The organism is Hoyosella levis (assembly GCF_026008515.1).
GTDB classification, from domain to species: Bacteria; Actinomycetota; Actinomycetes; order Mycobacteriales; family Mycobacteriaceae; genus Lolliginicoccus; species Lolliginicoccus levis.
Genome location: NZ_BQYM01000010.1, coordinates 115,554 through 134,652 on the forward strand (window position 1 = coordinate 115,554; position 19,099 = coordinate 134,652).

At 68.4% G+C, this 19,099-nt stretch carries 19 protein-coding genes; 12 read left to right on the forward strand and 7 right to left on the reverse strand.

Translation table 11 applies throughout. From position 1 onward, the window contains the following. Window positions 1–27: 27 nt before the first annotated feature. Window positions 28–621, reverse strand: a complete 594-nt coding sequence (locus QC765_RS12255; protein ID WP_278314727.1) for a septum formation family protein — start codon at window positions 619–621, stop codon at window positions 28–30. A gap of 88 nt (window positions 622–709) precedes the next feature. Then, window positions 710–1,171, reverse strand: coding sequence for an SRPBCC family protein (locus QC765_RS12260; RefSeq protein ID WP_278314728.1), 462 nt, complete (start codon window positions 1,169–1,171; stop codon window positions 710–712). 309 nt (window positions 1,172–1,480) lie between these two features. Between QC765_RS12260 and QC765_RS12265 the strand changes: the two genes are divergently transcribed. From QC765_RS12265 to QC765_RS12275, 3 genes are read left to right on the forward strand one after another with little or no spacing between them, the layout of a single operon-like run. Continuing rightward, on the forward strand, window positions 1,481–1,801 hold the full coding sequence (locus QC765_RS12265; protein ID WP_278314729.1) for a 2Fe-2S iron-sulfur cluster-binding protein: 321 nt from the start codon (window positions 1,481–1,483) through the stop codon (window positions 1,799–1,801). 49 nt (window positions 1,802–1,850) lie between these two features. Continuing rightward, window positions 1,851–3,266 (forward strand): cytochrome P450, encoded by a 1,416-nt coding sequence (locus QC765_RS12270; RefSeq protein ID WP_444979977.1) that lies wholly within the window; start codon window positions 1,851–1,853, stop codon window positions 3,264–3,266. 3 nt (window positions 3,267–3,269) lie between these two features. Further along, window positions 3,270–4,517 (forward strand): NAD(P)/FAD-dependent oxidoreductase, encoded by a 1,248-nt coding sequence (locus QC765_RS12275; protein ID WP_278314730.1) that lies wholly within the window; start codon window positions 3,270–3,272, stop codon window positions 4,515–4,517. 7 nt (window positions 4,518–4,524) lie between these two features. Here QC765_RS12275 and QC765_RS12280 read toward each other — a convergent pair whose 3' ends face one another. Further along, a complete protein-coding gene (locus QC765_RS12280) occupies window positions 4,525–5,280 on the reverse strand; it encodes a uracil-DNA glycosylase (RefSeq protein WP_278314731.1) in 756 nt (251 codons plus the stop codon). 108 nt (window positions 5,281–5,388) lie between these two features. Between QC765_RS12280 and QC765_RS12285 the strand changes: the two genes are divergently transcribed. Both QC765_RS12285 and QC765_RS12290 read left to right on the forward strand, forming a co-directional pair. Next, the gene (locus tag QC765_RS12285; protein WP_278314732.1) at window positions 5,389–5,661 is read left to right on the forward strand and encodes an antitoxin; all 273 of its coding nucleotides are present in this window, start codon (window positions 5,389–5,391) and stop codon (window positions 5,659–5,661) included. 314 nt (window positions 5,662–5,975) lie between these two features. Then, window positions 5,976–7,433, forward strand: a complete 1,458-nt coding sequence (locus QC765_RS12290) for an RNB domain-containing ribonuclease (protein ID WP_278314733.1) — start codon at window positions 5,976–5,978, stop codon at window positions 7,431–7,433. Between the two features lie 16 nt (window positions 7,434–7,449). Here QC765_RS12290 and QC765_RS12295 read toward each other — a convergent pair whose 3' ends face one another. After that, complete coding sequence (locus QC765_RS12295) at window positions 7,450–8,547, reverse strand: methyltransferase (RefSeq protein WP_278314734.1); 1,098 nt, start codon at window positions 8,545–8,547, stop codon at window positions 7,450–7,452. Window positions 8,548–8,779: 232 nt separating this feature from the next. On the opposite strand from QC765_RS12295, the gene QC765_RS12300 reads away from it, so the two are divergent. Both QC765_RS12300 and QC765_RS12305 read left to right on the forward strand, forming a co-directional pair. Next, a complete protein-coding gene (locus QC765_RS12300) occupies window positions 8,780–10,444 on the forward strand; it encodes a phospholipase D family protein (RefSeq protein WP_278314735.1) in 1,665 nt (554 codons plus the stop codon). A 734-nt stretch (window positions 10,445–11,178) separates the two neighbouring features. Further along, window positions 11,179–12,255, forward strand: coding sequence for an NAD-dependent epimerase/dehydratase family protein (locus tag QC765_RS12305; RefSeq protein WP_278314736.1), 1,077 nt, complete (start codon window positions 11,179–11,181; stop codon window positions 12,253–12,255). A gap of 12 nt (window positions 12,256–12,267) precedes the next feature. Here QC765_RS12305 and QC765_RS12310 read toward each other — a convergent pair whose 3' ends face one another. Genes QC765_RS12310 through QC765_RS12320 form a run of 3 tightly spaced genes read right to left on the reverse strand, consistent with a single transcriptional unit; the run spans window position 12,268 to window position 15,356 of the window. Next, a complete protein-coding gene (locus QC765_RS12310; protein ID WP_278314737.1) occupies window positions 12,268–13,311 on the reverse strand; it encodes a sensor histidine kinase in 1,044 nt (347 codons plus the stop codon). Further along, window positions 13,301–13,996, reverse strand: coding sequence for a response regulator transcription factor (locus QC765_RS12315; protein ID WP_278314738.1), 696 nt, complete (start codon window positions 13,994–13,996; stop codon window positions 13,301–13,303). Before QC765_RS12315 ends, QC765_RS12310 begins: the two co-directional genes overlap by 11 nt. Window positions 13,997–14,000: 4 nt before the next feature. Beyond that, complete coding sequence (locus tag QC765_RS12320; RefSeq protein ID WP_278314739.1) at window positions 14,001–15,356, reverse strand: hypothetical protein; 1,356 nt, start codon at window positions 15,354–15,356, stop codon at window positions 14,001–14,003. A gap of 112 nt (window positions 15,357–15,468) precedes the next feature. Here QC765_RS12320 and QC765_RS12325 point away from each other — a divergent pair, with 112 nt between their 5' ends. From QC765_RS12325 to QC765_RS12345, 5 genes are read left to right on the forward strand one after another with little or no spacing between them, the layout of a single operon-like run. Continuing rightward, on the forward strand, window positions 15,469–16,140 hold the full coding sequence (locus QC765_RS12325; RefSeq protein ID WP_278314740.1) for a glycosyltransferase family 2 protein: 672 nt from the start codon (window positions 15,469–15,471) through the stop codon (window positions 16,138–16,140). Next, window positions 16,140–16,856, forward strand: a complete 717-nt coding sequence (locus QC765_RS12330) for a TIGR04282 family arsenosugar biosynthesis glycosyltransferase (protein WP_278314799.1) — start codon at window positions 16,140–16,142, stop codon at window positions 16,854–16,856. The genes QC765_RS12325 and QC765_RS12330 overlap by 1 nt, the downstream gene beginning before the upstream one ends. Beyond that, a complete protein-coding gene (locus QC765_RS12335) occupies window positions 16,853–17,542 on the forward strand; it encodes a methyltransferase domain-containing protein (protein WP_278314741.1) in 690 nt (229 codons plus the stop codon). The genes QC765_RS12330 and QC765_RS12335 overlap by 4 nt, the downstream gene beginning before the upstream one ends. Next, window positions 17,527–18,657: a molybdopterin-dependent oxidoreductase gene (locus tag QC765_RS12340; RefSeq protein ID WP_278314742.1), complete on the forward strand. Its 1,131-nt coding sequence runs from the start codon at window positions 17,527–17,529 to the stop codon at window positions 18,655–18,657. The genes QC765_RS12335 and QC765_RS12340 overlap by 16 nt, the downstream gene beginning before the upstream one ends. Continuing rightward, window positions 18,654–19,088, forward strand: coding sequence for a hypothetical protein (locus QC765_RS12345; protein WP_278314743.1), 435 nt, complete (start codon window positions 18,654–18,656; stop codon window positions 19,086–19,088). The genes QC765_RS12340 and QC765_RS12345 overlap by 4 nt, the downstream gene beginning before the upstream one ends. Window positions 19,089–19,099 lie beyond the last annotated feature (11 nt).

Sequence of the window (19,099 nt, forward strand, 5' to 3'; positions counted from 1 at the left end):
CGATCCCGCGGTGCGTCGGCCTTCGCCCTATTCGGCGGTTCCGCGGGCAGAGCCGGTCATGTCTCCCTCGGGATCGAACAGCATGCAGACGACCTCACGGTCGTTGTCGGCCCACGAGGACTCGGTGGGATACAGATAGCTCATGTAGTAGCGCGAGTCCGCGTAGTCAATGCCTACGAATGGCTCGAACTCGCCGTAGCAGGCACTCTCGACGATCTCGATCAGCTCGTCCTCGGCGGGAAAAGGTCCGTCCTCGAGCTCGACGAGGGCATAGACCTCGCGACCGTGCGCGGCGGAGCAAGGAACGACTCCCACTGATTCGACCTGGCTCTCGGTGGAGCTTTCCGAGAGGCAGTCACCCACGCGGAGCTTGAAAGCGCTGACCTGGTTCTCTTCGAGAGCGTCCGGTTCGGACTGCCGACCGAACGTCGACTTGGAATCGTCATTGGCACTTGGATCCGGGGGCTCGGTGACCGCTGCGCTTGGTGCGGCCGAGGTCTCCTCGTCGGAGCCGGATCCGAGGGAGAACGAGCACGCTGACATCGCGAGCCCGACCGCGAGCATGCCAGCCACGGCCGAGCCGCGGGCGAGATGGCCTGGAAGAGCTGGGAACGCGGCCATGCCGACCTCCTGGTCGAGTCAGAGGGTTCACCAGGAGCTACCGCTCCCCGCACAATGAGAATATCGCGCAATTGGTTCGCTGCGACCGCTATGTCGTTTTTTCGGCCACGCGCGCGATGCTGTCGAGATCCTTCTCCATGGCCTTGCGGGTGATGGAGGTACCGAAACGGACCAAAGCCTTGTCGGCAAGCTTGCGCAGACCACGCCGCTCGGGCATCCGCGCGGAGAAGCGCATGGTCACCGCGGTGCCACCGTCGCTATCGGCGAGGTGGAACTCGGTCGTGTAGCGCACCTTCCCATGCTCTGCGGCGATCACGGTGCGCCGTGGTGCCTCGACCTCGGTGACCCACATCTCCTCGGAGGCTTCCTTGCCCATCATCTTGCGGGTCTCCCGCCAACGGGTACCGACCTCGTAGCCGTCTCCCGAGAGCCGCTCGATGCGCGTGATGCCGTCGAGGACATCAGCGGCATTGTCGAGATCAGTGATGATCCGCCACACCCGCTCGACCGGCGCATTGATATGGCGGGTGATGTCGATGCTTGACTCCATGTGCATACGATAGCGCCGGAGGGTGACAACTAGGCGGCGCACAGGTCACGGGCGCGCAAGAAGATGGTGTCGAGCATCGCAGGGGTCAGGCGGCCGATCACAAACCGAGCCACCCTCCGTCACCTGAGCAACGGCTCAACCTGCTCCAGCACCTCACGCCCGCCGGGGGGCGAACTCCCCTCACTGGCCCTAGGCAGCGGTGGAGGACGGTCTAGCGCCCCGACCAACTGCGCGCCATCCTTGGTGCAAAACCCGTTAATCTTGGCGGTCCTGGTCACCGCCCGCACAACCAATCATAGGATGAGGAATATGGGAAAGATCACATTCATTTCGTACGATGGCGAAGAGACCGAGGTCGACATCGTCGAGGGACAGTCGCTGATGCAGCTCGCGACCAACAACGGCCTCGCGGGCATTGATGGCGACTGCGGAGGCGAGGCGGCGTGCGGCACATGTCACATCATTCTCGAAGCCGAGTGGTTCAACAAAGCTGGCGAGCAGAGCGATGATGAGGCCCAGATGCTCGACCTGACGCCGGAGCGCGAGGCCACGTCGCGACTTTCGTGCCAGATCAAGGCCACCGAAGCGATGGACGGCATGACCGTTCGGCTCCCCGAGTTCCAGATGTAGTCCCGGCACTTCCCAGCGACATTTCCAAGGCTACAGCGAGGTAGGCAGAATGATGAACGTACTCGGTCAGGTCAAGACAAGCGTCGTCGACCCGGTGAGGAGCAGGGTCGAGCAAGTTGTCCCAATCGACGTGCTGGTCAAGGCAGCGCACGCATACAACCGCACTCGTCGGCTCGTGGACAAGAGTGAACGGTCGCCGATCTTCGTCGAGCGCCCGATCCCGGACGGCACGGATATCGCGCTGGCCGACATCGACATGAGCAATCCGTTCTTGTATCGCCAGGGGCAGTGGGAGTCGCATTTCAAGCGACTGCGGGACGAGTCTCCGGTGCACTTCCAGAACAAGGGTCCGTTCGGCCCGTTCTGGTCGGTCACCCGTTACGAGGACATCCTCGCGATGGACAAGAACCACCAGGTGTTCTCGGCCGAGCCTTCCATCATCATCGGCAAGTTTCCCGCGGGCTTCGACATCAAGATGTTCATCGCCATGGACCCTCCGAAGCACGACGCTCAGCGTGCCGCGGTGCAAGGCGTGGTCGCGCCGAAGAACCTCAAAGAGCTGGAAGGGCTGATCCGCTCCCGCGTCCAGGAGGTGCTCGACGGGCTGCCCGTCGGCGAACCGTTCAACTGGGTGGACAAGGTCTCTATCGAGCTGACCGGCCGCATGCTCGCGACCCTGCTGGACTACCCGTACGAGCTCCGGCGGGAGCTCACGGTGATCTCCGACTTGGCTTCGGGCGTGCCCGCAGCGACGGGCGGCACGTCCGACCTCGACGAGGTGTTCACCTCGTGCATCCCGATCCTCCGCAGGGTCATGCACCTGTGGGGTGACAAGAAAGCCCGCCTCGCCGCCGGCGAGGAACCAGGCTACGACTTGATCAGCCTGTTGCTGTCCGACGAGAGCACCAAGGACATGATGGACCGTCGTCCGATGGAGTTCCTCGGTAACTTTTTGCTGCTCGTCATCGGCGGCAACGACACGACGCGCAACTCGATGAGCGGTGGCGTGTACGCGCTGAACAAGTTCCCGGAAGAGTTCGCCAAGCTCAAGGCCAACCCGAAACTGATCCCGAACATGGTGTCCGAGATCATCCGCTGGCAGACGCCTTTGGCCTACATGGCGCGCCGGGCCAAGGAGGACACCGTCGTCGGCGGCCAGCAGATCAAGAAGGGCGAGAAGCTCCTCATGTGGTATGCCTCCGGCAACCGCGACGAGCGCCACTTCGATAGCCCGGAGAAGCTGATCATCGATCGCAAGAACGCGCGCAACCACATCGCGTTCGGCTTCGGTGTGCACCGCTGCATGGGCAACCGGCTCGCCGAGCTGCAGCTGCGCATCCTCTGGGAGGAACTGCTCGAACGGTTCGACGACATCAAGGTACTCGAGGAGCCCGAGATCGTGCAGTCAACCTTCGTGCGCGGCTACTCGAAGCTGATGGTCGAGCTCACCAAGAAGCAGGCCTGACCCATGCGTGTGCTGATCATCGGAGCAAGCCACGCTGGGGCGCAGGTGTGCGCCAACCTGCGCCAGGACGGCTGGACCGGGGAAATCCTCGTCATCGGTGACGAGCCGGTCCTGCCCTACCACCGGCCTCCGCTCTCCAAGGCGTACCTCGCAGGCAAGACGACGCTTGACGAGCAGCTCATCCGCCCGGCGGCGTACTACGAGAAGCACGACATCACGTTCCGTGTCGCCCATGTCGATAGCATCGACCGAAATGCTCGCACCGTCACGCTGTCCGATGGCGAACAAGTCAGCTACGACAAGCTTGTGCTGTGCCTCGGGGCCCGGCCACGCCGCCTTCCCCTCGCGGGCGCCGAGCTAGCTGGCGTGCATTATCTGCGCGACGCCGCCGACACCGAGGCGATCCGTGATGAACTGCACGCCAAGGGTCTGCACGCCAGCGGACGCGTCACGATCATCGGCGCTGGTTACATCGGATTGGAGGCGGCCGCATCGCTGCGCCAGCTCGGCGTTGAGGTCACGGTGCTGGAGAGCGCCGAGCGAGTGCTGCAGCGGGTCACGGCCCCGGAACTGTCAGAGTTCTACACACGCGTCCACCGAGAGGAAGGTGTGGACGTGCGTACCGGCGTCGCCATCTCGGGCATCGAGGGCGACGAGCACGTCCGCGGGGTGCGCCTCGCGGACGGTGAACTCGTTCCCGCCGACCTCGTGATCATTGGCATTGGTATCGTGCCGAACGTGGAGCTCGCCGAAGCCGCCGGCCTAGCCGTGGACAACGGGGTTGTCATCGACGACCACGGGCAAACGAGCGACCCGGACATCTTCGCAGCCGGGGACTGCGCGAGCCACTACCTGGCCCGGTACGCGCGCCAGATCCGCCTCGAGTCGGTGCCCAGCGCCGGCGAGCAAGCCAAAGCAGTCGGAGCCAGGATCTGCGACAAGGAGAAGGAGATCAAGGCTCTGCCGTGGTTCTGGTCCGACCAGTACGAGCTCAAGCTGCAGATCGCCGGCCTCAACGACGGCTACGACAGCATCGTGCTGCGCGGAGACCCAGCGGCTGGACGCAGTTTCGCTTGCTTCTACTTCAAGCAGGGGCAGATGGTTGCCGCCGACTGCGTGAACCACCCGAAAGAGTTCGTTTTCGCGCGGCGCGTCATCGGTGATCAATTGGCAGTTGATCCGGGGAAACTGGCAGATCCGGAGAACTCGCTGAACGAGTTGCTGCGCGCGGCACAGGCCGAGCGGGTCTGACGGCAGACTAGGCGGCGCACAGGTCACGGGCGCGCAAGAAGATGGTGTCGAGCATCGCAGGGGTCAGGCGGCCGGTGAACGTGTTGTGCTGGCTGGGATGGAAGCACCCGAGCAGCATCAGGGAGCGGCCATCCGGGTGCTCGACGGCGACCTCCATGCCGTGACCGAAACGGGGACGCGGCCGCGGCACGCTCCATCCGTCAGCGACCAGGCGCGCGAGCAGGGCCTGCCACCCGAATCCTCCGAGCACCACCGCCACCCGCAGGGTCGGCGCCAGCAGTTCGAGCTCGCGGGAGAGGTACGCCCCGCACCGATCCCGCTCGGCCGGGGCCGGCTTGTTCGCTGGCGGCGCGCAATGCACCGGTGCGACGAGGCGCGCGCCATGAAGCTCCAGGCCATCATTGGCGTCGCGCGCCCAGCCCTGGCTGGCGATGCCTGCCCGGTGCATCGAGGCGAAGAGAAAATCGCCGCTCTGGTCGCCGGTGAACATGCGCCCGGTGCGGTTGGCGCCGTGCGCGGCCGGGGCGAGCCCCACGACGGCGATCGACGCAGCGGGATCACCGAATCCTGGCACGGCGCGCGCCCAGTAGTCCCAGTCTCGGTAGCGCAGCGGCTTCTCGCGGGCGGACTCCTCGCGCCACGCGACGAGACGCGGGCACGCGCGGCAGCTCGCGATGAGGGCGTCGAGCTCATCGAGCGTCCGCGCCTGTTTTGCCCGGCTGGGCGCTGTCGTGGGATCGGCGTGCGTGCTTCGCGGAGCCATGTCGCCATCGTGGCATGTCCCCATGCGGGACAACGCCAGGAGCACTACGGTAGGCCGTGGAATCCGCGCGAACGTTGTTGCGCGGCCATCACTATGGAGGAGATGTACATGGGATTCGGCGATATGGTGAACAAGGCCAAGAACCTGGCGCAGAAGAGCCCCGACAAGGCTCGTGCTGCCATCGACAAGGTCGAGGACACCATCGACGAGAAGACCGGCAGCAAGTACGGCGATCACATCCGCAAGGGCGGGGATGCCGTCGAGGGCAGGCTCGGCATCTCCGAGCAGGAGGCCGAGGAAGCGGCCCAGGAGCAGGAGGACCGGGAGGCCCAGGAGCAGGAGCCCGCGAGCGAGGACCAGAAGCAGAACAACAGCAAGTAGGCGTCCGCCAAGCGGCTCGCGCGCAGGCCCCAGGGTCGTGGGATTCCCTGGGGCCGCGGCGCTTCCGGCCTGCGATCGGGCATTCTCGCGAGCGTCGCCAGGCGAACCACTGCATCGCTCTGGCCCCGGTTGCGATGGCATCGCACGCCAAACGCGATAGAAGCTGCTCGAATTCCTTCGAATTTTCTATCGCGTTCAGCACCTTCTATCGCGTTTGCGCGCTCGCGGCGCCTGGAATGCGGAAGACCGTCCGTCGACCGGCGCGCCGCCGCCTACGCTGGCACCATCACCGATCTCACGGCTAGAAAGGGAGGGTGAGCAGCGTGCCCAGGCCAGTGATGCACCTCGCGAGCGTGGACAGCGCCACCCTCCGCGATGCCACCAACGCGGTCCACGATGAGCTTGATGTACCGGATGGCTACCCGCCCGAGCCAAGCGCCGAGGCGGCCGCGGCAGTAGATCGCTACGAAGCAGACCGCCGCGATGCCACCGATATCCCTCTGGTGACGATCGACCCGCCCGGTTCCCTCGATCTCGACCAGGCCCTGCACATCCAGCGGCTCCGCAGGGGGTACCGCGTGCACTACGCCATCGCCGATGTTGCTGCGTTCATCGAGCCTGGCGGGGCGCTCGACAAGGAATCCCGGCGGCGCGGAGAGACGTGGTACGGGCCCGACATGCGGATCCCGCTGCATCCGGCGTTGCTGTCGGAGGGCGCGGCGTCGCTCTTGCCGGGCATGCAGCGTCCTGCGGTGCTATGGACCATCGACCTTGACGCCGATGGCGGCCGCATCGCGACGCGCCTCGAGCGAGCCCGGGTCCGCAGCCGGGCACAGCTTGACTACCAGCAGGCGCAGCGTCACATCGACGACAGTCCCGCTGAGGATTCGCTCGCCCTCCTCGCCGAGGTGGGACGCTTGCGCCTGGCGCAGGAACGGGCGCGCGGGGGCGTGTCTCTGCCGCTCCCGGACCAGACCATCCACGTCGACGGCGATTCCTGGACCCTGCGGTATGGCACCTCCCGTCCCGCCGAGCAATGGAACGCACAGGTCTCGCTGCTCACTGGCATGGCCGCGGCGGACATCATGGTCGACGGCGGCACCGGCATCCTGCGCACCCTGCCCGCGGCCGATGAGCACGCCTCCCGACGGGTGCGCCGTGCCGCGCATGCGCTGGGCATCTCCTGGCCTCCGGACGTGTCCTATCCCGAGTTCGTGCGCGGGCTCGATGCAGCCCGGCCCGAGCATGCCGCGATGCTGATCTCTTGCACGCGACTGCTGCGCGGCGCCGGGTACGAGCCGTTCACCGAGTCCCCCGACGACACCACGAGCATGGTGCACTCGGCGGTAGCGAGCACCTACGCGCATGTGACGGCTCCACTGCGCCGGCTCGTCGACCGATACGGCACCGAGTGCTGCCTCGCGCACGTCGAGGGCCGCGAGGTGCCCGAATGGGTACTGGAGGCATTGCCCGACCTGCCTGGCATCATGCGTGGCTCCTCGCAGCGCGCCGCGACATTCAGCAACGCCCTGGTCAACCTCGTCGAAGCGGCGCTGCTAGCCCCCGCGGTGGGGCGCGAGTTCGCGGGGGTCATCCTCGAGTCGAGCGACAAGGACCCCCGGACGGGCACCATCATGATCCGAGAGCCAGCGATCGAGGCGCGCATCACCGCCGAGCAGCCGCTGCCGGTGGGCGCCGACGTGCGCGCGCGGCTTGTCGAGGCCGACGCCGCGACCCGGCGGGTCGGTTTCGCCCTCGTCGAGGTCCTATGAACCCGCAGCGCAACCGCTATGCCGGGGTCGCCTCGATGATCGAGGTCGGAGCAACTGTCGGCACTACCCGCGACAGCTCGAACCCTGCCGCGCCCAGCAGGTCACGGAACTGCTTCTCGGTGCGCTCCTTGCCGGTCGCCTGCACAAGCATCTCGAGGTCGAGCCACTTGCCGAAATGCGGCGTATTGCCTTCCGGCAGCACGGTCTCGACGAGAAGGAGGGTCGCGTCGTTGCTCATGGCGTCGCGCACCGTGCGCAGGATGCGGGTCGCTGAATCGTCATCCCAGTCGTGGACGATGCTCTTGAGCACATAGGCATCCGCCCCGCCGGGCACGGATTCGAAGAACGAGCCCTCGGTGATCGCGACGCGGTCGCCCACGCCTTCCTCGGCGAGGATCTCCGAGGCTCCGGCGACGACGCTCTCGAGATCGAAGAGGATGCCTTTGGCCGCGGGCGCGGAGCGCAGGATTCCGGCCAGCAGCGCGCCATGCCCGCCGCCGACATCGACGATTGTGGTGAAGCGGCTGAAGTCGTATGCCGCGACCGTTGGCGGCACGGACATGCGGGAGACGTCGGTCATCGCCTGGTTGAACACCTTGGCGAACTCGGGATTGGCGCCGAGGAACTCGAAGGCGGGCATGCCACGCAGCATCTCGAGGCTCGGCCTGCCGGTCTGCACCGAGTACAGCAGGTGCGACCAGTGCTCCCAATGGGTGGGGTCGCCGAACATGAGGACGAGGGACCGGATCGAGCCGGGGGCATCCTCGCGCAGCGTGTCCGCGAGCGGAGTGAGGCCGAATACGCCTGGCCGTGTCTCGGTGAAGATCCCCTGGGTGGCCAGCGCGCGCAGCAGCCGGTGCAGCGCATCGGGGTCGGCGTCGACATGCTGGGCGATCTCTGCCACGGGCCGGGCACCATCGGCGAGCACGTCCGCCACCCCGAGCCGCGTCGCTACATAGGTGGACTGGGCGACCCAGCTGCCGATCATCACTTCGAGGACCGAGGCAGAGGCCGGGACCATGCGCCGCGCCGTCGCGCTGAGCGCATTGCGCACGCCCTCCACCGCACGGATCATGCGAGCGAGGGGCAGCGCGGGCTTGCCGGGTCGGATCATGGCGTCCTCACGGGTTCAGGGGGCTTGCTGGCCCGAGCATGGGGCTCGCACGATTCTCGCGACCCACATTACAACTGCGATATCCCGCGCACGTCGGTGACTGGCCAGCGCGAGGCTACCGGTTCCCGCCGACGGTGATTGGACCGTCACCATCGTGACTAGCCCTCCGGGATCGAGGCCGTGTGGGATCCTTGTTCGGTAGATCCCCACGCTCGGGAAGGATCCTTCACTCGTGATCGCACGCATCGCCCGGTTTGCCCGCCAGTACACGGGCCGGTCGCTCGAGCCGCTCGCCGAGCCGTCCTACGGCTTCGACCCGGAACGGCCGTGGCTGCTGACCACGAGGGAGCGTGACAATCCGCAGGCAGCCGTATCGGCGTGGACGTCCGGCAACCTCGTGCGCCCGCTGATCGACGGCCATTCCTACTTCGCGCGCCTCGCATCGACGCTCGCCGCGGCCGGCGACGGCGATCTGGTGCTGTTCACCGATTGGCGCGGCGACCCCGAGCAGGTGCTCGACGACGAGGGCACCACGATCTCCGAGGCGCTCTCCGGTGCCGCTCGCCGCGGCGCGATGGTTCGCGGACTCATGTGGCGCTCCCACCCCGAGATCATGGGCTTCACCGGCGAGAAGCATGTCGAGCTCGCTGAGTCGATCACCAAGGCCGGCGGCGAGGTGGTCCTCGATCATCGCGTCCTGACCACCGGCAGCCATCACCAGAAGTTCATCGTCATTCGCTATGCCCGCGACGAGCAACCCGATGTGGCGTTCGTCGGCGGCATCGACCTTGCCCGCTCGCGCCGGGATACTGGCGCGCACGCCGGCGATCCGGTCGCGCGTGACTTCCCTCCCGAGTACGGGCCCACCCCGCCCTGGCATGACGTGCAGGTCGAGATCCAGGGGCCCGGCGTCGCCGACGTGGAGAAAGTGTTCCGGGAGCGCTGGAACGATCCCGCGATGCCGTCCCGGCTGCCCTGGCACTCGCTGCCAGACCTGCTTCATCCCCGGCTCTCCTTCGAGGCGTCACCGCTGCCCGACCAGGCGCCGCCCCCGGCACCCGCGGGTACCTGCCAGGTCCAGCTGCTGCGTACCTATCCGCGTCGGCGCCCCGCCTACCCCTTCGCGCCACGGGGCGAGCGATCCATCGCCCGGGGATACGCCAAGGCCCTGCACCGGGCCCGCTCGCTGATCTACATCGAGGACCAGTACATGTGGTCGCTGGATGTGGCACGTGTGTTCGCGCACGCGCTGCGCGAGAATCCCGGGCTGCGCATGATCGTCGTGGTGCCCCGCTTCCTCGACGAGGACGGTGCGATCACGATTCCGTCGGCGATGCTCGGCCACGCCCAGGCCCTGCAGGAGCTCCACGATGCCGCTGCCAGCCGTGTAGCGATCTATGACCTCGAGAACCACGCGGGCACGCCGGTGTACGTGCATGCCAAGGTGTGTGTCATCGATGATGTGTGGGCCACCGTGGGCAGCGATAATTTCAACCGGCGCTCCTGGACGCATGATTCCGAGCTGACTGCGGCCATCATCGACGAGCAGCTCGACGGGCGGGAGCCTGCCGACCCGGGCGGGCTCGGCGACAAGGCCCGGGTGCTAGCCCGCGACCTGCGGCTGCAGCTCGCCTCGGAGCACCTCGACCGCTCCCCCAGCGATGTCGACGACCTGCTCGATCCAGGCAGCTTCTTCGACACGATGAAGGGCCACGCCGAGGCGCTCGACGCCTGGCATGCCTCCGGCAGGATCGGCGAGCGGCCGCCGGGCCGCCTGCGCGCGCATGCCCTCGAGGGCGCACCGCGCTGGCAGCGTGTCCTCGTCGCTCCGGTCTACCGGACCGTCGTTGATCCTGATGGCCGGCCCAACCGCATGAGGCTCGCCCGCAGGTTCTAGCGCGCTCGCCCACTGGATCCAGCTAGCTGGGAAGTTGCACAAACTCCTTGCGCGAGCACCGCAGCTGTGCGCCAGGATCATCGTGGCTTTGAGCCAGACGTTCCTCCGGGCCAGCATCGTCGCCCTCGTCGGCATGCTCATCCCGGCAGCGATCGCGCATGCCGCCCCCAGTCCCGCCCGGCGCTGTCGATCATCAAGCTGTACCTCGCGCACTACGCGCTCCGCCACGGGGACCACTCCGCAGCCGACCGCAGCGATGCCGAGGCAATGATCCGGGTCTCCGACGATGCCGCAGCGGATCGCATTGATCGCAAGTATCCCCGCGCGATCCCCGCCATCGCCGCCGAGTACGGGCTCAGTGCCACCAGCACGCCCGGCTACTGGGGCAACTCGACCACCAGTACCCGCGATGTTGCCACCTTCTTCCACCACCTGCGCCTGCGGCACTGGGAACGTAGCGTCTGCCTCCTACGGCCTCGACTTCGCCATCGCAGCCCACACCTATGGCGGGACGGACAGCCACAACGCCGATGTGACCGGAGCATTCGGCGCCGGGAGCACGGTGCCCGCCCCCGGCTTGCCACCCGCGCTGGGGCCGCTCGAGCCATTGCGCGCCGACATCGAGCGCGTCCTTGGCCAGTTCGGGCTCGGCGCGATGCCGATGCCGGTGCCACAGTCGTGGCTGGCCGTGACGCCCAGGGACGCGCGGGCCGCCCACCGCATACGATGGCGTCATGCGAGTTCTGCTCACCGGCGCGGCCGGATTCATCGGCTCGGCGGTGCGCGCCCAGCTCGTCGCTGACGGGCATGACGTGATGGCAGTGGACGCCATGCTGCCCTCCGCGCACGGCCGATCCCTGGAAGGGAATGCGCTTGCGAACGAGGGTGGCTCGATCACGTTGCTCGATGTGCGTCACCGCTCCGCCCTCGACGCTGCGCTGCGAGGGGTGGACGTGGTGTGCCACCAGGCAGCCATCGTGGGCGCCGGGGTCGACGCCGCCGACGGCCCCGCGTTCGCTAGCCACAACGACCTGGGCACCGCCACAGTGCTAGCTGCCATGGCAGCCGCCGGATGCGAGCGACTGGTCCTCGCGTCGTCGATGGTCGTCTACGGCGAGGGCCGGTACCACTGCGCCGAGCATGGCGACCAGGATCCCCCCGCCCGCGATCCCGCGGCCCTCCGCGCGGGCAATTTTGACCTCGCCTGCCCCCGCTGCGGGGCACCGCTGGACTGGGCGCCCGTGGACGAGGATGCGCCGCTGCGCCCGCGCAGCTTGTATGCCGCGAGCAAGACCGCGCAGGAGCACTATTCCCTCGCGTGGGCGCGGGCGACCGGCGGCCAGGTCACCGCGCTGCGCTACCACAATGTGTACGGCTCCGGGATGCCCCGCGACACCCCCTACTCGGGGGTGGCCGCGATGTTCCGGTCAGCGCTCGAGCTCGGCCAGGCGCCTCGCGTGTACGAGGATGGCCAGCAAATGCGCGACTTCATCGAGGTCCGGGATGTCGCGGAGCTTAATGCCCGCGCTGTGGCCGAGCCGCTCGGCGCGTTCACGGCCCTGAACGTGTGCTCGGGCCAGCCGATCTCTATCGGCGCGGTGGCCACCGCCCTCGCGGCCGCGACCGACGGGCCCGAACCGGTCACTACGGGGCAGTTCCGGCCGGGGGATGTGCGCCATATCGTCGCTAGCCCGCGCCGTGCCGAGGAGCTCCTCGGTTTTCGCGCGGCGATCGCCCCGGATGCAGGGCTGCGCGAGTTCGCGGCCGCGCCGCTGCGCGCGGTCGATGGCCTCGCCCGGCCCAGCATCTAGCCCGGCCCAGCACTAGCGTGCCGGGTTGCTCCCCGCACGGGCCAGTGGCATCGCCACCTCCATGCGGCAGCCGACCTCCTGGTTCGCGGCGGTCAGCGTGCCGTGGAGCGCGGTGACGAGCCCGGCCGCGATCGCCAGGCCCAGCCCCGCGCCCGGCGGGGCATCGCGATCCGCTGCCCGGGTGCGCGCGTGCGTCCCCCGGTACGAGATGTCGAAGATGCGGGGCAGGTCATGCTCGGCGATCCCCGGCCCCGTGTCATCTACCCGGGCCCAGGCCAATCCGTCGGTTGAGCCGACGGTCACATCGACCATCCCACCGGGCGGGGTGTGCTCGATGGCGTTGCACACCAGATTGCTCATGACGCGCGCGAGGGCACGATCATCACCCTCCACCACCGCGCCCGGATCGAGCGCGATGCAGCGCAGTTCTACGCCCGCGCGCTGCGCCGTCAAGTGGTGGGCGGTGACCACTTGGTCGGCGACCTCGGCGAGCTCCACGCGATCCCGGTCCAGCCGCAGGGCGCCCGAGCTGATGCGGGACATCTCGAACAGGTCATCGATCATCGCGCCGAGGCGCACCGCGTCCTGCTCGATCTGCCGGGCATAGCGGGTGACCTCATGAGGCTCGGTGATCACACCGTCGAGCAGGGCCTCGGACACCGCGCGGATCCCGGCGAGCGGGGTACGCAGGTCGTGGCTGATCCAGGCAACAAGCTCGCGCCGGGACCGTTCCGCGGCGCGCTCCTGCTCGCGCGCCTCCTGCTCCCAGACGGTGCGGCGGGCCTGGAACCGACCGAGCACCACCGCGGCCGGCACCGTCACCACCGCCACAAGCAGCAGCACCACGATCGTGCGGACGAAATCCTGGGTGAACATCAGACCGCTGACGCCGAGCACTCCAGCAAACGTGGCAAGCGTCGGGATGAGCACGAGCAGGGCCATGCTTGCGGTCAGCGACCAGGAATGCGCGCGCCGCACGACGAGAGCGCCGAGCACCACGACGGGGATGGTGCAGGCCAGCGCGTAGAGCACGATGCCGTGCAGCTCAGTCGGCATGATCATCCCAAGTATATCCCTGCCCCCACACGGTGCGGATGCGATGCGCGTGGCCCAGCTTGGCCCGGACCCGCTTGATGTGCACGGTGACGGTCGACAGGTCGCCGAAGTCCCAGTCCCACACCTGCCGCAGCAGGTCCTCCCGGCTGTGCACCACGCCGGGATGCTGGAGCAGGAACACCAGCAGGTCGAACTCGCGGCTGGTCAGGCCGATGCGGCTGCCGTCGACGAGCACCTCCCGGGCAGGGATCCGCGCGACCACGCCCCCGGACTGGACCATATCGGCACCCTGGCCGGTAGCGGCCGCCGCGGACGAATCGATCGCGGACCGGCGCAGCAGCGACGCGACCCGCAGCGCTAGCTCGCGCGGGCTGAAGGGCTTGACCACGTAGTCGTCGGCGCCGACCTCGAGGCCCAGCACCCGGTCCTCCTCGTCGCCGAGCGCGGTGAGCAGGATGATCGGTAGCCGGGGCGTGGTTCCCTCCCGCACGGCGCGGCAGATCTCCAGCCCATCAGGGCCGGGCATCATGATGTCGAGGATGGCGAGGTCGATGTCCTCGGCGTCGAGCACGGCCAGCGCCTCCACGCCGGACGCTGCTTCTAGCACGTCATGCCCGTCGCGGCGCACATAGCGGCTCGCGACATCACGCACTACCGCGTCATCATCGGCAATGAGGATATTCACGCCATCACCACCTCGTCAGCACCAGATGATTGATCGTCAAAGCGATCACGGCCTGAACGACAAGCCACCGTCGATGGTGCCGCATTGGCAGCAGCGCCGGGGCCGTGCAGATCCAGATCGTGAACGGCAACCAGATCCGCTCGGTCTCGGCCTTGCTGAGCGCGCTGATGCCAGCGAGCAGGATCGCGACGATCCCGGCCGCGACGATCACGCTCACCGCTTCGCGCGCCCGCAGCCGCGACAATCGCAGCGCGCGGGGCAATGCCGCGACCGAGGCGAGCCCGATCACGCACACAGTGGCCGCATAGTTCGCCCACCCCCAATAGCTGATCGGGCGGAAACTCGCGATTCCCTGGTAGTAGCGGTCCACCACGAGATCCATGCCCTCGAACCACCAGAAACCAGCCCAGGTGAAGAGGCCCGCCACCAGCAGCGCGCCAGCAAGTGCCGGGAGCAGCGGCCGCGCGGTGCGGGCCGCGAGGAGCACCGCCACCGCGAGCACGCCCATCAGCACGAGGCCATAGTTGAGGTAGACGCCGAAGCCCAGCAGGACACCCGCCAGGAAGGCCAGCACCCAGCCCCCGCGCCCGCTACGTGTCGCGGCGAGCGCGAGCAGCGCGATGCCCCACGCGGCGACGCCCATGAAGTATCCATCCGCGGAGGCCACCACCCAGATCGCCGCGGGCGCGAGCACCAGGAACGGCGCGGCCGCGCGGGCACCTGCCTCGGAGCCGAGCGCGCGCAAGGTCACGAGGATCGCCACGATCGCGCTGCTTCCCGCCACGAGGCTCAGCATCGCCGCCCACGTGCCACCACCGAGTCCGACGCGGTCGAGCACCACGTACGTGAGGATCGCACCGACCGGGTGGCCCGAGACATGCGTGGTCCAGGAGTCGGGCTGCCCGTCGAGGATGCGGGTGGTGAACCCGGAGACCAGCCCGCCAATGGTTTCGATGCCGGGGACCTCGTGCAGGTACTCGTGGGAGTCGGTGAGGCGGTTGACCACGCCGCGCTCCCAGCCGTCGATGAGCGCCAGCGAGATCATCCACGCCGCGGCCGCGGCCCACGATGCGGCGAGCACCACCCGGAACCGGGCCCGCGCAGCCGCATCGGGCCCCCGCCAGATCACCATTGCGGCAACCACGATCGACAGAACCGTGCCCGGGCCGTAGTGCGGCAACCAGTCCCCGAACAGCGGTGCCACCCCGGCAAAAAGGCTGCGCTCGTACTCATCGGAAGCGAGGAACGGCACGGCGACCGCTGCGGCGACAAGCGCGGCCCCGGCCAGCGCAGCGACGATGTCGCTACGGGCAGAGCGTTCGCGGGCGCGCGGCGCGATGGAAGCAGGAGCAGTCGGCATGCCTCGACGATATGCCCCGCATTGGTGCCGACGGGCCGCCCGGCGGCGACGTCACGGTTTCGTCACCGTTTTCACCGGTTCGAGGGGCCCACGGATGCCTAGGGTCGAAGACATGAGCAACTCGCCGCTTCCCGGCCCAGGCGTGACCGTCGTGATCCCGTGCCGCGACGAGGCCGCGTCCCTGCCCGGCGTGCTGAGCGCCATGCCAGCGGGCTATCACGTCATCGTTGTCGACAACGGGTCCCGCGATGACACCGCGCGCGCCGCCGCAGACCTTGGTGCCACGGTGGTCCACGAGCCGCGGCCTGGCTACGGCGCTGCCGTGCACCGCGGGATCGAGGCGTCGCGCACCCGCTACACCGCGGTGCTCGACGGCGATGGCTCCATGGACCCCGGTGAGCTGCCCGCGCTGGTCGAGGCCGTGCGCGCGGGCGCGGACCTCGCCGTGGGGCGGCGCCGACCGACAAGCGGCGGGGCCTGGCCCTGGCACGCCCGGGGCGGAAACCTGCTGATCGCTGCGCTCATCCGGCGCCGCCTCGGCATTGACGTCCATGACATCGGCGCCATGCGGGTGGCCCGCACACAGGCCCTGCGCGACCTTGGGATCACGGATCAGCGTTTCGGCTACCCTCTCGAGCTGCTCGTCCGTGCTGCCCGCGCCGGATGGAAAATCCGCGAGCTCGACATCAGCTATCGGCCGCGCACCGGCGGCGAGTCGAAGGTCTCGGGCTCGGTGATCGGGACCACGCGGGCAGCACGGGACTTCCTGAAGGCCCTCGCATGATGCCTCCGTTCACGCTGCTCATCGTCGCCAAGGCGCCCGTGGCGGGGCAAGCGAAGACACGCTTGCAGCCCGAATGCACGCCCGTGGAGGCGGCGGAACTCGCGGCCGCGGCCCTGCTCGACACACTCACCGCAGCACGGGCAGTACCGGCCCGGCAACGCGTGGTCGCCATGACAGGAGACCTCGCTGATGCCGAGCGTGGCATCGAGATCGCCCGCGCGCTCGAGGATGGATTCACCGTGATCGAGCAGCGCGGACGGACGTTCGCGGACCGTCTCGTCGCCGCCCACCTCGACGCCGCCCACCTCGACGCTGCCCACCACGATGGCGGCCAGCTTGGTGGCGGAATACTGCCGATCGTGCAGATCGGCATGGACACGCCGCAGGCCACCCCGGAGCACTTGGTTGCCATCGCGCGGGAGGTGGCCCGGCCGGGCACCGCGCTCGTCGCTCCCGCGCTCGACGGTGGCTGGTGGGCACTGGGATTGCACGACCCCCGCCATGCCGATGTTCTCGCCGAGGTGCCGATGTCCGAGCCCCATACCGGCGCCGCCACTATCGCCGCGCTCCTGCATCACCGGTTGCGGGTGCGCTCCGGCACACCACTGCGCGATGTCGACTACCCGGCCGACATCGCCCTCGTGGCGCGCTACTGCGCACCGGGCAGCGAGTTCGCCCGCGCGGCCCGGGCGCTTGCGGCGGGAGCTCGCCGATGATCGCCACCGCCGGATGCACCGTCGGCCTGTATGAGCAGGCCCTCTCTGGCGAGCCGTGCTGGATCCGCGACTCGCGCGGCCACCGTCGCCCCGCGCCCGTTCAGCAGTGGCTCGGTGGCCCGCTCGCGCTGACCGCCGACGAGGAGTTCGACCAGCTCATCGCCAGCGCCTGCAGCGGACCCACCCTCGATCTTGGTTGCGGGCCCGGGCGGCTCGTCGAGCACCTCGCGCTCCGCTCGATACCGGCGCTGGGCATCGATGTCTCGCCGCTCGCGGTCCAGCTCACGCGCCAGCGGGGCGGCCTAGCGCTGCGGCGCGACATCTTCGACCCCCTCCCCAGCACCGGCCGCTGGCGTCACATCCTTCTCGCCGACGGCAACATCGGCATTGGTGGCCACCCCGCTCGCCTGCTCGCCCGTGCCGCCGAGCTCCTCGCGCCCGGTGGCACGTGCCTGGTCGAAGTGGAACGGCCAGGTTCCCGCGGGCACGACGGGCAGATCCGCCTCGAGACCCGCACCGAGCTAAGCCCCTGGATCCCGTGGTCGACCGTTGGCATCGACGAGACCGCGCCCGTCGCGCTGCGCGCGGGGATGATCCTCGCGACCACTTTGCGCAGCAGGTCGAGGAACCTCGCCGTGCTGTGGAAACCACCACTCGAAGGGGTAGCGGCATGCCCACCCGCCTGAGATCGCCCGAGCTCGCGGCTCGCCTGGGCATTGCCCTCGCGATCACCGTGACGATCTGCTTCATCACAGGATTGATCAGCCATTTCGTCCAGTACCCGGTGGCGTGGCTGCCGTGGCCGCCTTTCCCGTCCGGGCTCTATCGCTTCACCCAGGGATTGCATGTGATCTCCGGGGTGGCCACGATTCCGTTGCTCCTGGTCAAGCTCTGGTCCGTGTACCCGAGGTTGTTCGAGCGGCCAATGGTCCGCTCGGCCCTGCACGCCGCTGAACGAGGCTCGATCGCGGTGCTCGTCGGATCCATGATCTTCATGCTCGTGACGGGCCTGTTCAACGCCGCCCAGTGGTATCCGTGGACGTTCTTCTTCCCCGCGATGCACTACGCGTTCGCCTGGGTCGCGGTGGGCGCGCTGGTCATTCACATCGCGGTCAAGCTGCCGGTCATCACCAAGGTGCTCCGTGCCCCGATCGATCCGCCCAGTATCGATCCGCCTGGCCCGGCCGGCGACACCATGGACGTCAACGGCGGCATCACCCGGCGGGGCGTCCTCGCGGCTACCGGCGCCGCTACCGTTCTCGCGGTCCTGTCCGTGGCCGGGCAGACCGTGCCCTGGCTGAGGTCCCTCGCCATCCTCGCCCCACGAAGCGGCGAGGGACCCCAGGGCGTTCCCATCAACCGCACCGCGCGAGCTGCTGGCGTCACCACGACCGCCGTCGACCCCGCGTGGACGCTCGAGGTTCGCAGCGGCACCACTACGCGGAATCTCGGCCTCGACGAGCTGCGCGCGCTCCCCCAGACCGAGGTGATCCTGCCGATCGCGTGCGTCGAGGGCTGGAGCGCCACCGCCCGCTGGCGGGGCGTGCGCGTCCGAGACTTGATCGATGTGGTTGGCGGGCGAGGCGGGGACGTGCAGTTCCTCTCGCTCGAGCAGGGTGGCCTCTATTCCGGGACCGTCCTGCCCCAGCGCTTCGCCGAGCACCCGGATTCGCTCGTAGCGCTCGAGATCAACGGGGAGACTCTCAACATCGATCACGGCTATCCGTGCCGACTGATAGCGCCGAACCGGCCCGGCGTGCTGCAGACCAAGTGGCTCGCGAGCATGGAGGTCCTGCCATGAGCTCCCCGATCACCCGGACGACCGTCCTGCGCGTCGCACTGATCGCGACCGGTGTCGCCGCGATCGGCTACGGTGCACTGCTGGCGCTCTCTCGTTCCACGCCGGAGATCCTGTCCGCCGCGATCTGGTTCGGCGCGGGGATCCTGATCCATGATGCGATCATCGCGCCCCTCTCCCTCGCGATCGGTTACTCGGGGCGGACTGTGCTGCCACGTACCTGGTGGGCGCCGATCGCCACGGCCGGGCTGTGCACCGCGACACTGCTGGCAGTCGCGGTGCCCGTCATCGGTCGCGAGGGTGCCCGGCCGGACAATCCGACAGTGCTCGACCGCGACTACACCACTGGCCTCGCCGTCGCGGTCGGGGCGATCTGGATCGTCGCGCTGCTGCTCGGCGCGGTCCGTGCACGGAGGCACGAGCAGAACGGTTGACCAGAATTCGT

What these genes read in the sequence shown, in the direction of transcription:
- QC765_RS12255 (WP_278314727.1), bottom strand. Translation starts at nt 621, where the DNA reads ATGGCCGCGTTCCCAGCTCTTCCAGGCCATCTCGCCCGCGGCTCGGCC.
- QC765_RS12260 (WP_278314728.1), bottom strand. Translation starts at nt 1,171, where the DNA reads ATGGAGTCAAGCATCGACATCACCCGCCATATCAATGCGCCGGTCGAG.
- QC765_RS12265 (WP_278314729.1), top strand. Translation starts at nt 1,481, where the DNA reads ATGGGAAAGATCACATTCATTTCGTACGATGGCGAAGAGACCGAGGTC.
- QC765_RS12270 (WP_444979977.1), top strand. Translation starts at nt 1,851, where the DNA reads ATGATGAACGTACTCGGTCAGGTCAAGACAAGCGTCGTCGACCCGGTG.
- QC765_RS12275 (WP_278314730.1), top strand. Translation starts at nt 3,270, where the DNA reads ATGCGTGTGCTGATCATCGGAGCAAGCCACGCTGGGGCGCAGGTGTGC.
- QC765_RS12280 (WP_278314731.1), bottom strand. Translation starts at nt 5,280, where the DNA reads ATGGCTCCGCGAAGCACGCACGCCGATCCCACGACAGCGCCCAGCCGG.
- QC765_RS12285 (WP_278314732.1), top strand. Translation starts at nt 5,389, where the DNA reads ATGGGATTCGGCGATATGGTGAACAAGGCCAAGAACCTGGCGCAGAAG.
- QC765_RS12295 (WP_278314734.1), bottom strand. Translation starts at nt 8,547, where the DNA reads ATGATCCGACCCGGCAAGCCCGCGCTGCCCCTCGCTCGCATGATCCGT.
- QC765_RS12305 (WP_278314736.1), top strand. Translation starts at nt 11,179, where the DNA reads ATGCGAGTTCTGCTCACCGGCGCGGCCGGATTCATCGGCTCGGCGGTG.
- QC765_RS12310 (WP_278314737.1), bottom strand. Translation starts at nt 13,311, where the DNA reads ATGCCGACTGAGCTGCACGGCATCGTGCTCTACGCGCTGGCCTGCACC.
- QC765_RS12320 (WP_278314739.1), bottom strand. Translation starts at nt 15,356, where the DNA reads ATGCCGACTGCTCCTGCTTCCATCGCGCCGCGCGCCCGCGAACGCTCT.
- QC765_RS12325 (WP_278314740.1), top strand. Translation starts at nt 15,469, where the DNA reads ATGAGCAACTCGCCGCTTCCCGGCCCAGGCGTGACCGTCGTGATCCCG.
- QC765_RS12330 (WP_278314799.1), top strand. Translation starts at nt 16,140, where the DNA reads ATGCCTCCGTTCACGCTGCTCATCGTCGCCAAGGCGCCCGTGGCGGGG.
- QC765_RS12335 (WP_278314741.1), top strand. Translation starts at nt 16,853, where the DNA reads ATGATCGCCACCGCCGGATGCACCGTCGGCCTGTATGAGCAGGCCCTC.
- QC765_RS12340 (WP_278314742.1), top strand. Translation starts at nt 17,527, where the DNA reads ATGCCCACCCGCCTGAGATCGCCCGAGCTCGCGGCTCGCCTGGGCATT.
- QC765_RS12345 (WP_278314743.1), top strand. Translation starts at nt 18,654, where the DNA reads ATGAGCTCCCCGATCACCCGGACGACCGTCCTGCGCGTCGCACTGATC.